Origin of the sequence: Enterococcus sp. AZ129, assembly GCF_051714505.1 — a bacterium.
Lineage (GTDB): Bacteria > Bacillota > Bacilli > Lactobacillales > Enterococcaceae > Enterococcus > Enterococcus faecalis.
The window spans coordinates 562,838-578,975 of record NZ_JBIORY010000001.1; the positions used below are offsets into that span (position 1 = coordinate 562,838).

A 16,138-nucleotide genomic window follows, 5' to 3' on the forward strand; every position below is an offset into this window, starting at 1 on the left:
TTTAGCTCCTATTAAACGTTATCTTCGTAAGTTTATCAAAAAGAAGGTACACTTTATGATAGGAAAAACTTGTGAAAAATTAACTTGTTCGCTTGTATTTTACCACTAAAAATGGTAAATTATGAATCGGCCTTATTTTACAGTGTTAAATTGGTGAAGTCAATGAGCAAATTGATTTTTTTGTAATGGGGAAGAATTCGCAGACCAACACTGAAGAAGCAGGGAACTATTTTAAGAAAGTAGGGATAAGATGGACCTTATTATTCAACACGCCAAAAAATACAAAGGCTCGGTAGTTATTGCCTTGTTGGCGGTGATCGTAATGGTTGTCTCAGCACTTTGGCAACCAAAATTGTTACAACAAGTGTTGGAAGCAATTATGAATGACGATAGCGACAAAATGAAAAACTTAGGGATTCAATTAATTGCCATTGCAGGATTAGGACTCGTTGCTGGGGTTATTAATACAATTTTTTCTGCCAAAGTTGCCCAAGGTGTCAGTGCTGACATTCGTGAAGCAACTTTCCGCAAAATCCAAACCTTTTCATTTGGCAATATCGAAAAATTTTCAGCAGGTAACTTAGTTGTTCGTTTAACAAATGACGTTACTCAAATTCAAAATGTCATTATGATTGCGTTGCAGACACTTTTTAGAATTCCTTTTTTATTTATCGGGAGTTTTATTTTAGCGATGCTAACCTTGCCACAACTATGGTGGGTGATTGTTGCACTTGTCATCGCAGTTATTTTGATTTCTATGCTGTCCTTTTCGCAAATGGGCAAGCATTTCATGATTATTCAAAACTTGATTGATAAGATTAATGGTATCGCAAAAGAAAATTTGTTAGGCATTCGTGTCGTCAAATCATTTGTTCAAGAAAAAAATCAATTGTCACGTTTTACAAAAGTGAGTGAAGAATTAACCACCCATAACTTAATCGTAGGTAGCTTATTTGCTGTGATGATTCCAGCGTTTATGTTGGTGGCGAACTTAGCCGTTGTAGGCTCAATTTTCTTTGTGAGTAACTTAGTCAAGGACGATCCAACTTTAATCGGTGGTGTCGCTTCCTTTATGAACTATTTAATGCAAATCATGATGGCGATTATTATCGGCGGAATGATGATGATGATGACTTCTCGTGCCGCTGTTTCCATTAAGCGGATTAAAGAAGTGATGGAAACAGAACCAGATGTTACCTACAAAAAAGTCCCAGAACAAGAGTTAATTGGTAGTGTTGAGTTTGACCACGTATCTTTCCGTTATCCTGGGGATGAAGAAGATACCTTGAAAGACATCTCTTTCTCTATTCAGCCAGGTGAAATGATTGGGATTGTGGGCGCAACTGGTGCTGGTAAATCTACGTTGGCACAATTAATTCCACGTTTGTTTGATCCGACAGAAGGAAAGATTGAAGTTGGTGGTGTCGATTTACGAGAAGTGAACGAACACAGTTTACGAAAAACAGTTTCCTTTGTGTTGCAAAAAGCAATCCTGTTCTCTGGAACGATTGCGCAAAATCTACGCCATGGTAAACGTGACGCTTCTGAAGCGGACATGGAACGGGCTTCAGGCATCGCCCAAGCCAAGGAATTTATTGAAAAATTGGCAGAAGGTTATGATGCACCCGTCGAAGAACGAAGTAATAACTTTTCTGGTGGACAAAAACAACGGTTATCAATTACTAGAGGTGTGATTGGTGAGCCTAAAATTTTGATTTTAGATGATAGCACCAGCGCGTTGGATGCTCGTTCGGAGCGGTTAGTCCGAGAAGCGTTGGATAAAGAGTTAAAAGAGACTACCACGATCGTTATTGCCCAAAAAATTTCTTCTGTTGTCCATGCAGATCGTATTTTAGTATTGGATAATGGACGTTTAGTCGGGGAAGGCACGCATGAAGAATTAGCAGCTACGAACCCCGTGTATCAAGAAATTTACGAAACTCAAAAAGGAAAGGAGGAAGCTTAATGACTGATTTAATAAAAGCTAGTAAATTTTTCTATCATTATTTAAAACGTTACAAAGTTTCTTTCCTCTTTATTTTCTTAGCAATTTTCGCAGCGACTTATTTACAAGTCAAAGCGCCGCAATTCGTTGGGGAAGCTATTCAGGAATTAGCGAAATATGCGGTTAATGTGATGCAAGGAAAAGACGATAAAAGTGCGTTCGTTTCTGTCATTTGGAAACTACTCATTTTTTATGTCTTAACTAGTGCCGCTAGTTTCATTTATAGTATTCTCTTTACACAAGTCGTGGGGAAATCAACAAACCGCATGCGGATTGGTTTGTTTAATAAATTAGAAAAATTGACGATTCGTTTCTTTGATTCTCATCAAGATGGTGAAATTTTAAGTCGTTTTACTAGTGATTTAGACAACATCCAAAACAGTTTAAACCAAGCGTTGCTACAAGTATTAACCAATATTGCCTTATTGGTTGGTGTCTTAATCATGATGTTCCGTCAAAATGTGGAACTGGCATGGGCTACAATTGCTTCTACGCCGATTGCGATTTTAATTGCGGTCTTTGTGATTAGCAAGGCGCGCAAATATGTCGATTTACAGCAAGATGAAGTGGGTAAATTAAATGGCTATATGGATGAAAAAATTAGTGGGCAACGTGTGATTATTACTAATGGCTTACAAGAAGAAACCATTGACGGCTTTTTAGAGCAAAATGAAAAAGTTCGTGCAGCTACGTATAAAGGTCAAGTGTATTCAGGATTACTTTTCCCAATGATGCAAGGAATGTCATTAGTCAATACGGCAATTGTTATTTTCTTTGGTGGTTGGTTAGCAATCAATGGTTCTGTTGATCGTGCCGCTGCGCTAGGTTTGGTCGTTATGTTTGTCCAATATTCCCAACAATATTATCAACCATTGATGCAAATTTCTTCAGGTTATAGCATGATTCAATTAGCTGTTACAGGCGCTCGTCGTTTAAATGAGATGTTTGATGAACCAGATGAAATTCGTCCCGAAAATGGCGAAAAATTAGAAGAGATTAACAAAGCTGTGGCTTTAAATCATGTTGTTTTTGGCTATAATCCAGAAACGCCTGTGTTGAAAGATGTTTCTATTCATGTGGACAAAGGTGAAATGGTCGCTTTAGTCGGACCGACAGGCTCAGGAAAAACAACGATTATGAATTTAATGAATCGCTTTTATGATGTGAATGAAGGCGCCGTAACGTTTGATGGTGTGGACATTCGTGAAATGGATTTAGATAGCTTGCGTTCACATGTAGGCATTGTTTTGCAAGAGTCCGTTCTATTTTCAGGAACAATTCGTGAGAATATTGCTTTTGGTAAGCCAGAGGCCACGGATGAAGAAATTGTTCAAGCAGCGAAACAAGCGAATATCCATGAATTTATTGTAAATCTTGAGCAAGGCTACGATACTGAGATTACGGAAGAGAATAACCTTTTCAGTACGGGACAAAAGCAATTAGTAAGTATTGCACGAACGATTATTACCAATCCAGAATTATTAATTTTGGATGAAGCAACAAGTAATGTTGATACAGTAACAGAAGCCAAAATCCAAAAAGCGATGGACGAAGCAATTAAAGGGCGCACCAGTTTTGTGATTGCCCATCGTTTGAAAACGATTCTAAATGCGGATCGGATTATTGTTTTACGAGACGGTGAAGTCATTGAAGAAGGCAACCACCATGAACTAGTTGAACAAGATGGATTCTATGCGGAACTTTATAAAAATCAATTTGTTTTTGAATAAGTTGAAAAAGAAGCAAAATGAGTCATTCTCATTTGCTTCTTTTTTTGCTATGCTAAATAGAAAAAGGAGAAATGTCAATGGAAAAAATGAGGAATGTACGGCAATTACGGCGCACGTTTTTGGTGCTAAATACTTTATTTGTACTGAGTGTATTCAGAGAGAATCGATGGACAAAATCGGCACTACTTTTTTGGTTTTTGGCTAATAGTTTTTTATATGGACTGCAGTAGTTGATTTATCTTGGGGGCGAAAAAGGCTGGCTGATACATTTGAAGCGGTGGTATTATTGCGCGGTTCTTCTCCAAATAGCAGGCACATTGATTGTATATTTTTCGTTTTTTGTATAAAGGTCTCTCGTTTCTTGTCGGAGAATATGCTAAAATAAAAAGCAGCAGGGGGCGAGAAAACCATGGAAAAGCCAAATAAACGCAAAGCTGATTTAGAACGTACACGGCAAATTATTTTGTCTGTCGCTTCTGAATTATTCATGACAAAGGGGTTCAAAAATACCTCCACTCGTGAAATTGCTTTAAAAGCGAACATTACCCAACCGAATCTCTATCACCATTTTAAAAATAAAAAAGAACTGTATTTAGCTGTGATTGAAGAATTAACGTCCCGTGTTCAGGAAGAATTAGTCCCAATTGTTTCTGGAAATGCATCAGTAGAAGAAAAACTTTATCAATTAATCAAAGTTTTGTTAGATGAACATCCGACCAATCTTTTCTTAATGTTGAACGACATGTTTCAAGAAATGGGCCCTGATTACAATCGTACGCTGTATCAAATTTTCAAAAAAACCTATATCAATAATATTGCGGCTATTTTTGAAAGTGAACCTGAAACCAATTGCTTACAAGAGGGCATCAGTGTAGATGATGCAACTCGGTTTATTTTATATAACGTTAGTGCATTATTAAGTATTGAAAAAACGTACCAGCGAAAAACAGTGGATGACGATGTCAAAAAATTTATTCAATTTATGCTACATGGCGTTCTGAAAAGTCACAAATAAAAAATAGAGAAGCCCTGTTGAAAAACAGACTTCTCTATTTTTTTGTAAAATTCACTTATCAATCGATAAATAATTATTGATTTATCGATTGATAAGTGATATAGTTTATTTCGAAAAGAAGAAAGAGGTGAACCATTCATGTTTTTAGGATTTAATGAAATGAAGTATTCAAAAGGACGGTACGTCCTTGTAGTCTTAGTAATGGTCTTGATTGCTTGGTTAATTTTTATTTTGTCAGGTTTAGCGAACGGTTTAGCTCAAGGAAATCGTTTAGCCGTAGATCAATGGCAAGCGAATCAAGTGGTTTTATCAAAAGAGGCCAATAGTAATTTAAATGTATCAGTGTTAGATGAAAACGTGAAAGAAACGATTTCAGGAGGCAAAATTGCACCGATTGGTCAACAATCTTTAGCCATCCGCCCAGCAGATGACAAAAAGGCTGAATTAACGAATGTTAGCTTATTTGGGATTGAAAAAGAAAGTTTTTTAATGCCAAAAGTGATTGAAGGAAACGCATTTACTGATAAAAATCAAGTGATTGCTTCAGAAACATTGAAAAATCAAGGATTTAAAATTGGCGACAAATTAACTGCAGGGAAATATGATGAGCAATTAGAAATTGTCGGCTTTATTTCTAAAAGTAGCTATAACATTGTGCCAGTTATTTACACTTCTCTGGATACTTGGCGGTCAATTAAATATGGTGACAATCCAGCAATGGCCAAAATGGTTAATGGTTTCATTGTTCGCAGCAAGGACAACGCGGAAGTTAAAACGACTAATAAGGACAGTCAAGTTCTTTCAATTTCAGATTTTATTGAAAAACTGCCAGGATACAGCGCTCAAAACTTGACCTTGGATGGCATGATTTATTTCTTGATTGTGATTGCAGCGTTCATTATCGGTATTTTTATCTTTGTGATGACTTTACAGAAAACAGCAATGTTCGGTGTCTTAAAAGTTCAAGGGGTGCCAACTAGTTTCTTAGCAAAGGCAGTCATGCTACAAACCGCTTTATTGGCTGTTCTAGGAGTGGCGATTGGTCTTGCTTTAACGGGAATTACCGTGCTCTTTTTACCAGAAGCAATGCCTTATGCAACTAATGGACCACGCATGATTTTGTTTAGTGTATTATTGATTTTATCTGCATTAATTGGCGGGGCGTTTTCAATTCGAACGATTGCTAAAATTGATCCGTTAATCGCGATTGGAGGTTAGAGACATGGCAAATGTTTTAGAAATGAAAAATATTTATAAAAAATATGGTGAAAAACATACAGAAGTGATTGCGTTAAAAGAATTATCTTTTGCGGTTCAGCCAGGTGAATTTGTCGCAGTAATTGGTCCTTCTGGTTCTGGTAAAAGTACCTTTTTAACGATTGCAGCTGGCTTACAGGCACCGACAAGTGGTGAAGTCATTGTTGGCGGGCAATCACTAAATAAGTTAACGAAAAAGCAACGTTTGGCGCAACGTTTTCAAAAAATCGGCTTTATTTTACAAAGCTCTAATTTGGTGCCATTTTTAACAGTGGAAGATCAATTTCACTTAATTGAAAAAGTTGATAAGTCACGTAAAAATAGTGAATTAAAAGAGCAATTGTTAGAGACGTTGGGTTTAAAAGAATTACGAAATAGTTATCCTCGTGATCTCTCTGGTGGGGAAAGACAACGGGTAGCCATTGCGTGTGCATTGTATCATGAGCCAGACGTAATTTTGGCAGATGAACCTACGGCTAGTTTAGATACAGAAAAGGCGTTTGATGTTGTCCAATTACTAGCGAAAGAGGCTAAAGAGAAAGATAAAGGGATTATCATGGTGACACATGATGAGCGTTTGTTGAAATACTGTGATCGAGTGGTTCGTATTCGTGATGGTGAATTGACAGAGTAACAAAACAAATAAAAGAGAACATGATCGGATTGCTGGAGACAATCCGACCATGTTCTCTTATTTCTTTTCAATACAGAAAAGAACAGGTGGCTGATTTTTTTGATTGATAAACTCATAACGTAAGACACTGTAAACATCTTGTGGTAAGGCTTGCGTGTAATTCGTGACCAAATCAAGTTCCTCTGAACCACCTTCGTGGCCATAATAAACGACTAAAATAATGCGACTCCCTTTTACCAAATGAGGCAGTAACCCATCTAACGCCTGTTTAGTCGTAGCGGGTTTTGTAATAATTTTCTTATTACTTTTAGGTAAATAGCCTAAGTTAAAAATAGCGGCAGTGATTTCTGTTTCTTCATCTAGGACAGCATGAAGATGTTCATGTCCTAATGGAAATAACGTAGTTTGTGGGAGTAAATTAAGTTCTGTTAACTTTTGTTCTGTATTGATCAACGCTTCTTTTTGGATATCAAAGGCGAAAACTTCACCAGAAGGGCCAACCAGCTCTGCTAAGAATGCTGTATCATGACCATTTCCCATTGTTGCATCAATGACGAAGTCGCCAGGTTCCACCACTTCTTTTAAAAGTTGGTGACTAAAATGTAGGGCTGTTTGTAGCATTAATTGAAAACTTCCTTTCCTGAAATGACAGTATATTTTCCTTGATAACTGTTGCGGCGTTTCATTTCCGCATCAATCGCATTGAGAACTTCCCATTTTTTCAAGCTCCACATCGGTCCGATAATTGTTTCAAAGGGAGCATCGCCTGTCAAGCGATGAATAACAATTTCGGGTGGAATCATTTCTAACTGATCACAAATCACTGAAACATAGGCTTCTTTGCTCATCAATTGTAAGCGTCCTTCATTATAATCCCGCATCATTTTGGTATTTGTCATTAAATGAAGTAAGTGCAGTTTAATCCCTTGGATATCTGAATCCTGAATAGTTCGCCGCACATTTTCGCGCATCATGGCAGGTGTTTCACCAGGTAGCCCGTTAATTAAATGTGTACAGACCCGAATCCCGTGTTTCCGTAATTTAGCCACGCCATCTAGATATGTCTGATAATCATGAGCGCGATTAATGGCAGCGCTAGTTTCCTCAAATGTGGTTTGCAAACCCAACTCTACCCATAAATAAAAGCGTTCATTTAATTCGGCTAAATAGTTCACTACCTCATCAGGCAAACAATCAGGACGGGTACCAATGGATAAACCAACGACACCTTTTTCATTGACTACTTGTTCAAACCGATGACGAATAACGTCAACGGGCGCATGTGTATTGGTGAAATTTTGGAAGTAAACAATGTATTGATCGACAGTTGGCCATTTTTGATGCATCAATTGGATTTCTTTTTGAAATTGAAGCGGCAGGGGATCGCTAGGTGCAACAATCATGTCGCCTGATCCAGAAACACTACAGAACGTACAACCACCTTTGGCAACCGTCCCATCACGATTGGGGCAATCAAAGCCACCATCAATTGGCACTTTAAAAATCTTTTCACCAAACTGTTGACGAAGTGCATAGTTCCAAGTGTGATAGCGTTTATTTGGATCATCTGAATAAGGAAAAATTTGCATAATCAAGACTTCTTTCTAGCGTTGTTTGCTTTGAAATCGCCAAACAAAGCGTTTTTCTAAATAAATAGGGTAACTTAATAACAACCAAGCTAAACCAAGACAAAAACCACCTAAGATATCGCTAGGGAAATGGACACCTAAATAGATTCGACTAACCCCAATCATGAAAATCCCAATACCTAGTAAAATTTGCACACAAAGGCGGACCGTTTTATTTTTAATGAAAATTGGCAGAATCAATAAAATAGTGCCGTAGAACAAGGTACTTCCTACAGCATGTCCGCTAGGAAAACTATACGTATGTTCAGTTACTAAATGCTCCAAAGTAGGACGTTGGCGCATAAAGAATAATTTTAATAAAGAATTACCTACGCCAGCAATTAAGGCAGTATTAATAAAGAGCCATAATGCTTCAGCATAATATTTCCAAACAATAAACAGAGCAATGACAACGATTGCTAAGATGATAATCGTCAATGAATTGGCAAATTTGGTGTACCAAATAAAAAAGTTATTTAGCTGTGGAAAAGGACGACGAACAAAGGAAGTAATCGTTTGATCAAAGCCTTTGAGCCAGGTTGGATAAAAACGAACAACATAGCCTAAAAACATAAATACTAAAAGAAAACAACTACCTGCAAATTGATAATAAAGTTTGTTTTTCATAAAAAATCCTTTCAAAATTTAATCGCAACAATCCGTATTATACCATCAAAAGGGTAAAAAATTAAAAGATAATTTCATTGCCTGATTTGGAGGGGATACAGATATTAAAAAAGTTCTGGCACCACAATCTCTCATTGTGGTGCCAGAACTTTTTTAAATGGTGCATGGTTATTGATTATCATCATCAGGAGTATCAACGGTAATATCGCCGAATTCGCTAGAAAGGTTAAACTCTGTATCCGCACGACCATTCTTATAAGATGTTCGCTCTTTGTTTAAAAGTTGAACATCGCCTAATTTTGATTCCCCTTTGATTGAAATGTTACGCAAAATTTCTCCAGAATTTACATAAATATCTCCATGGACAAGAGCGACAGTTAATTTTTTAGGCACAGCAGGCATGTCTAAAGAAAAATCACCATTTTCACTTGAAAAGTTAGCTTCTCCTTTGAAATCATAGACGCTAATATCGCCATCTGTCGTTGTTGCTTGGATGTTTCCACGAGCATTTTGCACTCGAATATCACCAGAAATAGTAGTATTTTTGATTTCATCGAAATAGGCTGAATCCAACGTTATATCGCCGTCAGTGGTTTCAACTGTTGCTTTTTTAGCGGAAGTATCCGCTGAAAGGTAGATACCATCTGAAGAGTTAAGCGTCATTTTTTTGGCTTTAACACCCGATAGACTAACATAAGAATTTGGTAGATTAGTTGTTAATTCGTCTACGTTAAAAGCATTCAATGAAACTTGTGAATGGGTTGAGCCATCAATTACTAACTTTTTCACATTATTAGGAATCTGGACACTCACGTTCGGTGTGAAGTCACTAAAAATGCCAATATTAAAAAATGACAACTCGGGTTGGTTTTGTGTACGAGTGGTATTGATGGTTGCTGTTATTTTATTTTTTTCTTCTTTGACATCTAAAGTGCCTTCAGCTTTTGAATAAAAGGCATTATTCGGTGATCGTAATCCCATTTTGTTACTATCAGTTTTATAAATGGTATAAGGGCCTTTGCCTTTTAAGGATAAGTGAAGTTCTTCGCCTGCTTGTTTATTTTTTAGTGTATAACTTTCTTTTAGCGGTGTGACTGATTTTTCCGCTTGCTTGTAATAATAGACGGCGCCAGATCCACCAATTAGCATCGCTAAGACAGCAATGGATAAGAGAATCCCTGTTGTTTTTTTCATTAGATATCACCTCGTAAAACAGCAATGTTCCATTGGAAATAACGCTTAAAGACATGTGCTGAAAATTTTAAAATTGGTAGAAACAGTAACCAACCAATGATTGATGCACCAAATAAAAAGAGACTCATAGATAATTGGAAAAAGGAAGCGGCATTTGCTTGGGTAATGACACTATAAATACCATAAATTGGTGAAAATAAAGTTGCAGCTCCGGCAATGCCACAACCGACGTACATTAAGGCAATCCCTAAAATAACCCAAAACATGAAGAAAAAATTTAAACAGAAAATACCAAGCACTTGGAAAAATCGGGTTAACGGCCGATGCTGTGGTCGTTGATAGTATGGAGAATCATTATCATAGTAAAATTCAGATTCTTCTTCATAGGGATGATCATAAGCAGGTGTAGCCGCTGGAATTTCTTGCCAGCCATTATTTTCAATTTTTCGTTCCGTCAATTCAATGCCTTGTTCTTTTAAAATTTCTTCTGCGATAACCCGTGGTTTCCCCAATGATTTTGCCACTTGTTCTTCTGTTTCGCCTTCCGCAACACGAGCATCAAATAACGCCTTGTATTTCGCAAGAATAATAGCTTGATCTTTTGGATTTAATGCTTTTAAATAAATTTTCAGCTCAATAATAAAATGTTCTTTATTCATTCCGCTCCCTCTTTCTACACGATTCATTTCTCATCTTAAACTATAATTTCTTTTTGGGCGAATAACAAGAGGAATTAAAAAAATCAGACTAAGGTAAAGAAGCATCTACAACTAAAGTCGCAGTTTTTTTCCGAGTAGTAACAAGAGAGGAAATCCATGTTAAAAAACATTACTTCTTTACAATCTAGTTACAGTAATATGAAATTTTGTTGAAGTGTTTTTAATTCGCCAGAAAAAAAGGTATACTTGTTATAATAACAAAACTAAAAAATTACATTTACATATAAGTTAAAAAAGGAAAGTTGGGGACGTATCAATGAAGAAAGAATCAATGTCACGTATCGAAAGAAGGAAAGCACAACAAAGAAAGAAAACGCCAGTACAATGGAAGAAGAGCACTACTTTATTCAGCTCGGCGTTAATTGTTTCATCTGTAGGAACGCCCGTTGCGTTACTACCAGTGACTGCTGAGGCAACAGAAGAGCAGCCAACAAATGCGGAAGTTGCCCAAGCACCTACTACGGAAACTGGCTTAGTAGAGACACCAACAACAGAAACTACGCCAGGAACTACGGAACAACCGACAACGGATTCGTCAACAACGACTGAATCGACAACTGAATCATCAAAAGAAACACCAACAACACCAAGTACCGAGCAACCAACAGTTGATTCAACTACACCTGTGGAATCAGGAACGACTGATTCTTCAGTAGCAGAAATCGCGCCAGTAGCTCCTTCAACAATCGAGTCCGAAGCAGCGCCTGCGGTTACACCAGATGATGAAGTAAAAGTACCCGAAGCTAGAGTAGCTTCTGCGCAAACTTTTTCAGCGTTATCACCGACGCAAAGTCCTTCAGAATTTATTGCCGAGTTAGCTCGTTGTGCACAACCTATTGCGCAAGCCAATGATTTATATGCATCAGTGATGATGGCTCAAGCAATCGTTGAAAGTGGTTGGGGAGCAAGTACGCTATCTAAGGCACCAAACTATAACTTATTTGGGATTAAAGGCAGCTACAATGGACAATCTGTCTATATGGATACATGGGAATATTTAAACGGCAAATGGTTAGTGAAAAAAGAACCTTTCCGTAAATATCCTTCTTATATGGAATCATTCCAAGATAATGCGCACGTGCTAAAAACAACTTCTTTCCAAGCGGGCGTTTACTATTATGCTGGGGCTTGGAAAAGCAATACAAGCTCGTACCGCGATGCAACTGCTTGGTTAACAGGTCGTTATGCGACAGATCCTAGCTACAATGCTAAATTAAATAATGTCATTGCCGCATATAACTTAACTCAATATGATACACCATCTTCTGGTGGAAATACTGGGGGCGGAACAGTTAATCCAGGAACAGGCGGTTCTAACAATCAATCAGGAACGAACACGTACTATACTGTAAAATCAGGGGATACCTTGAATAAAATTGCCGCGCAATATGGTGTGAGCGTTGCTAATTTACGCTCATGGAACGGCATCTCTGGCGATTTAATTTTCGTTGGTCAAAAACTTATCGTGAAAAAAGGTGCTTCAGGTAACACTGGTGGCTCAAACAACGGTGGCTCAAACAATAATCAATCAGGAACGAACACGTACTATACTGTAAAATCAGGGGATACCTTGAATAAGATTGCCGCGCAATATGGCGTGAGCGTTGCTAATTTACGCTCATGGAATGGCATCTCTGGCGATTTAATTTTCGTTGGTCAAAAGCTCATCGTGAAAAAAGGTGCTTCAGGTAACACTGGTGGCTCAAGCAATGGTGGTTCTAACAATAATCAATCAGGAACGAATACGTACTACACAATTAAATCAGGCGATACCTTGAACAAAATTGCCGCGCAATATGGCGTGAGCGTTGCTAATTTACGCTCATGGAACGGCATCTCTGGCGATTTAATCTTCGCTGGTCAAAAAATTATTGTGAAAAAAGGTAATTCAGGTAACACCGGCGGCTCAAGCAATGGTGGTTCTAACAATAATCAATCAGGAACGAATACGTACTACACGATTAAATCAGGCGATACCTTGAACAAAATTTCTGCACAATTCGGTGTTAGTGTGGCTAACTTACAAGCCTGGAATAACATCAGCGGTAGTTTGATTTTTGCTGGTCAAAAGATTATCGTGAAAAAAGGTGCCAACTCAGGTTCAACGAATACGAACAAGCCTACGAATAATGGTGGCGGTGCGACAACATCCTACACGATTAAATCAGGTGATACGCTGAATAAAATTTCTGCACAGTTTGGCGTGAGTGTTGCTAATCTACGTTCATGGAACGGGATCAAAGGCGATTTAATTTTTGCTGGTCAAACAATCATCGTGAAAAAAGGCGCTTCTGCAGGTGGCAATGCTTCTTCAACAAATAGTGCATCAGGCAAACGCCATACAGTTAAAAGCGGTGATTCACTTTGGGGCTTATCAATGCAATACGGAATCAGCATCCAAAAAATCAAACAATTAAATGGCTTAAGCGGGGATACAATGTATATTGGTCAAACTTTAAAAGTTGGTTAATTTAAGATTGAAAAAAATAGCTATCTTTGGTAACATGAGTCTTATAATAGAAAAAAACAATGAGAAGGAATAGTAGAAAGAACCATGTGATAGAGAGCGTATGGCTGGTGGAAATACGTACAGAAGCTTTTGAACTCGCCTTTAAGTTACTTTTTTGAACAAACCAAGTAGGAAAAGTCGGTGACGATCGTTAAGACGTTTGAGGTTAAGGTGACGGTGACTGACCGTTTCTTTGACGAATTTAGGTGGTACCACGTTGCATTTGTATGTTCACGTCCTATAGGAATTTTTCCTATAGGACTTTTTTTTTATCACTAAGTGGCTAGTTTAAGTCAGAATAGTGACAATGGCTGCAGGTGGCAAATTTTAAGAATGAAAAATTTTATATTACTAGGAGGAATAACATGAGCTACAATCACAAAGAGATTGAGAAGAAATGGCAAAAATATTGGGCTAAGAACAATTGTTTCAATACATTGGACGACCCAAATAAAGAAAAATTTTATGCATTAGATATGTTTCCCTATCCATCTGGACAAGGTTTACACGTAGGTCACCCGGAAGGCTATACAGCAACCGATATTCTTTCACGTATGAAACGTGCGCAAGGCTATAATGTGTTGCATCCAATGGGCTGGGATGCGTTTGGTTTGCCAGCAGAGCAATATGCGTTAGATACAGGAAATGACCCAGCTGAATTTACTAAGAAAAATATCGAAACATTCCGTCGCCAAATTAATTCACTAGGATTCAGCTATGATTGGAATCGCGAAATTAATACCACTGATCCTGAATATTACAAATGGACACAATGGATATTTACAAAATTATATGAAAAAGGGTTAGCTTATGAAGCAGAAGTTGCGGTTAACTGGGTACCTGAACTAGGAACTGTTATTTCAAATGAAGAAGTCATTGATGGAAAAAGTGAACGTGGCGGTTATGATGTGGTTCGCCGACCAATGCGTCAATGGATGCTGAAAATTACTGCTTATGCAGATCGCTTATTAGAAGATCTAGAGCTTGTTGATTGGCCAGAAAGTATTAAAGATATGCAACGAAATTGGATTGGACGTTCTGAAGGAGCCAATGTGACCTTTAAAGTCGCTGGCACAGAAGAAAGTTTCACGGTGTTTACAACCCGTCCTGATACCTTGTTCGGTGCAACCTATACTGTTCTAGCTCCTGAACTAGAACTAGTGAAAAAAATTACGACACCTGAACAAACAGCAGCTGTAGAAGCATATATTGAAGAAACCTCAAAAAAATCTGATCTAAATAGAACGGATTTAGCAAAAGAAAAAACAGGTGTTTTCACAGGTGCGTATGCGATAAACCCGGTCAATGGCCAAGAAATTCCAATTTGGATTGGCGATTATGTTTTAGCAAGCTATGGCACAGGCGCAATCATGGCGGTCCCAGCGCATGATGAACGGGATTACGAATTTGCGAAAACATTTGGCATTGATATCCTACCAGTAATCGAAGGTGGTGACATTACAACAGAAGCCTATACAGGGGATGGACCGCATATCAATTCTGATTTCTTAAATGGATTAAACAAAGCAGAAGCCATCGCTAAAATGAATGAGTGGCTAGAAGAAAATCACGTAGGGAAAAAAGAAGTATCTTATCGTTTACGTGACTGGTTATTCTCTCGTCAACGCTACTGGGGTGAACCAATTCCTGTGATCCATTGGGAAGATGGAACAACCACAACGGTTCCTGAATCTGAGTTACCTCTACGTTTACCAGTAACATCGGATATTCGCCCAAGTGGAACTGGGGAATCGCCATTAGCAAACATTGATGAATGGGTCAATGTTGTCGACCCTGAAACTGGCATGAAGGGAAAACGTGAAACGAATACTATGCCACAATGGGCTGGAAGCTCTTGGTATTACTTACGATTCATTGATCCTCATAATAAAAATGAAATTGCTGATTTTGAAAAATTAAAACGTTGGTTACCAGTTGATATCTATATTGGTGGTGCCGAACATGCGGTGCTACATTTACTTTATGCTCGTTTTTGGCATAAATTCTTATATGATATTGGTGTGGTTCCTACCAAAGAACCTTTCCAAAAATTATACAACCAAGGTATGATTTTAGGAGAAAACAACGAAAAAATGTCTAAATCACGTGGCAATGTTGTAAATCCCGATGATGTGGTGGCTAAATATGGTGCGGATACGTTACGTCTTTATGAAATGTTCATGGGCCCATTAGATGCTTCCATTGCTTGGAATGAAAATGGCTTAGAAGGAAGTCGTAAATTCTTAGATCGCGTTTGGCGTCTGATTGTTGATGAAGAAGGCAAAATGCGTGACCGAATTACCACAATTAATGATGGCCGTTTAACGAAAGTTTATCACCAAACGGTTAAAAAAGTGACAGAAGATATGGCAAACTTGCACTTTAATACAGCGATTTCTCAATTAATGGTTTTTGTGAATGAAGCCAATAAAGTGGATGCCTTACCTTATGAATATGTGGAAGGATTTGTCCAATTACTTGCGCCAATCGCGCCACATATTGGTGAAGAACTATGGCAAATTTTAGGTAACGAGGAAAGTTTAACTTATGTCCCTTGGCCAACCTATGATGAAGCAGCCTTAGTAGAAGATGAAGTGGAAGTAGTTTTCCAAGTGAACGGAAAATTACGTGGCAAACAAAATGTCGCTCGTGGGTTAAGTAAAGAAGAATTAGAACAAATTGCAATGAACAATGAAGCTGTTAAAGAATTTATTGAAGGAAAAACAGTGCGCAAAGTGATTGCTGTTCCAGATAAATTAGTAAATATTGTTGCAAATTAAGTTATATGTTTTTATTAAAAAAAGAGCCGGACGTATCAAA

The 16,138-nt window shown here is 37.8% G+C and carries 12 protein-coding genes and 1 other annotated feature; of the genes, 7 read left to right on the forward strand and 5 right to left on the reverse strand.

Features of this window, described 5'->3' with window-relative positions; translation table 11 throughout:
* Window positions 1–250: 250 nt before the first annotated feature.
* From erfC to IGJ90_RS02800, 5 genes are all read left to right on the forward strand, one after another.
* Window positions 251–1,966 (forward strand): multidrug ABC transporter ATP-binding protein/permease ErfC, encoded by a 1,716-nt coding sequence (gene erfC / locus IGJ90_RS02780; protein WP_002355662.1) that lies wholly within the window; start codon window positions 251–253, stop codon window positions 1,964–1,966.
* Window positions 1,966–3,735, forward strand: a complete 1,770-nt coding sequence (gene erfD / locus IGJ90_RS02785) for a multidrug ABC transporter ATP-binding protein/permease ErfD (protein ID WP_002358756.1) — start codon at window positions 1,966–1,968, stop codon at window positions 3,733–3,735. The genes erfC and erfD overlap by 1 nt, the downstream gene beginning before the upstream one ends.
* 409 nt (window positions 3,736–4,144) lie before the next feature.
* Window positions 4,145–4,750 (forward strand): TetR/AcrR family transcriptional regulator, encoded by a 606-nt coding sequence (locus IGJ90_RS02790; protein ID WP_002355664.1) that lies wholly within the window; start codon window positions 4,145–4,147, stop codon window positions 4,748–4,750.
* Between the two features lie 138 nt (window positions 4,751–4,888).
* Complete coding sequence (locus IGJ90_RS02795) at window positions 4,889–5,968, forward strand: ABC transporter permease (RefSeq protein WP_002355665.1); 1,080 nt, start codon at window positions 4,889–4,891, stop codon at window positions 5,966–5,968.
* 4 nt (window positions 5,969–5,972) lie between these two features.
* Entirely contained in the window at window positions 5,973–6,641 is a 669-nt protein-coding gene (locus IGJ90_RS02800) for an ABC transporter ATP-binding protein (RefSeq protein WP_002363221.1), read from the forward strand.
* 57 nt (window positions 6,642–6,698) lie between these two features.
* Here IGJ90_RS02800 and IGJ90_RS02805 read toward each other — a convergent pair whose 3' ends face one another.
* The 5 genes from IGJ90_RS02805 to IGJ90_RS02825 form a co-directional block, all read right to left on the reverse strand.
* Window positions 6,699–7,262, reverse strand: coding sequence for a class I SAM-dependent methyltransferase (locus IGJ90_RS02805; protein WP_002366216.1), 564 nt, complete (start codon window positions 7,260–7,262; stop codon window positions 6,699–6,701).
* Complete coding sequence (locus tag IGJ90_RS02810; protein ID WP_002355668.1) at window positions 7,262–8,230, reverse strand: TIGR01212 family radical SAM protein; 969 nt, start codon at window positions 8,228–8,230, stop codon at window positions 7,262–7,264. The genes IGJ90_RS02805 and IGJ90_RS02810 overlap by 1 nt, the downstream gene beginning before the upstream one ends.
* A 15-nt stretch (window positions 8,231–8,245) precedes the next feature.
* Window positions 8,246–8,896 carry a phosphatase PAP2 family protein gene (locus IGJ90_RS02815; RefSeq protein WP_002355669.1) on the reverse strand — a complete coding sequence of 217 codons (651 nt, stop codon included), beginning with the start codon at window positions 8,894–8,896 and terminating at the stop codon, window positions 8,246–8,248.
* Between the two features lie 168 nt (window positions 8,897–9,064).
* Entirely contained in the window at window positions 9,065–10,090 is a 1,026-nt protein-coding gene (locus IGJ90_RS02820) for a DUF4097 family beta strand repeat-containing protein (RefSeq protein WP_002366219.1), read from the reverse strand.
* Window positions 10,090–10,749, reverse strand: coding sequence for a DUF1700 domain-containing protein (locus IGJ90_RS02825; protein ID WP_002381265.1), 660 nt, complete (start codon window positions 10,747–10,749; stop codon window positions 10,090–10,092). The genes IGJ90_RS02820 and IGJ90_RS02825 overlap by 1 nt, the downstream gene beginning before the upstream one ends.
* Window positions 10,750–11,065: 316 nt before the next feature.
* On the opposite strand from IGJ90_RS02825, the gene IGJ90_RS02830 reads away from it, so the two are divergent.
* Together IGJ90_RS02830 and leuS are read left to right on the forward strand one after the other, a co-directional pair.
* Complete coding sequence (locus IGJ90_RS02830; RefSeq protein WP_438767535.1) at window positions 11,066–13,279, forward strand: autolysin; 2,214 nt, start codon at window positions 11,066–11,068, stop codon at window positions 13,277–13,279.
* A gap of 50 nt (window positions 13,280–13,329) precedes the next feature.
* Window positions 13,330–13,562: a binding site (T-box leader), on the forward strand.
* Between the two features lie 121 nt (window positions 13,563–13,683).
* Entirely contained in the window at window positions 13,684–16,098 is a 2,415-nt protein-coding gene (gene leuS, locus IGJ90_RS02835; RefSeq protein WP_438767537.1) for a leucine--tRNA ligase, read from the forward strand.
* Window positions 16,099–16,138 lie beyond the last annotated feature (40 nt).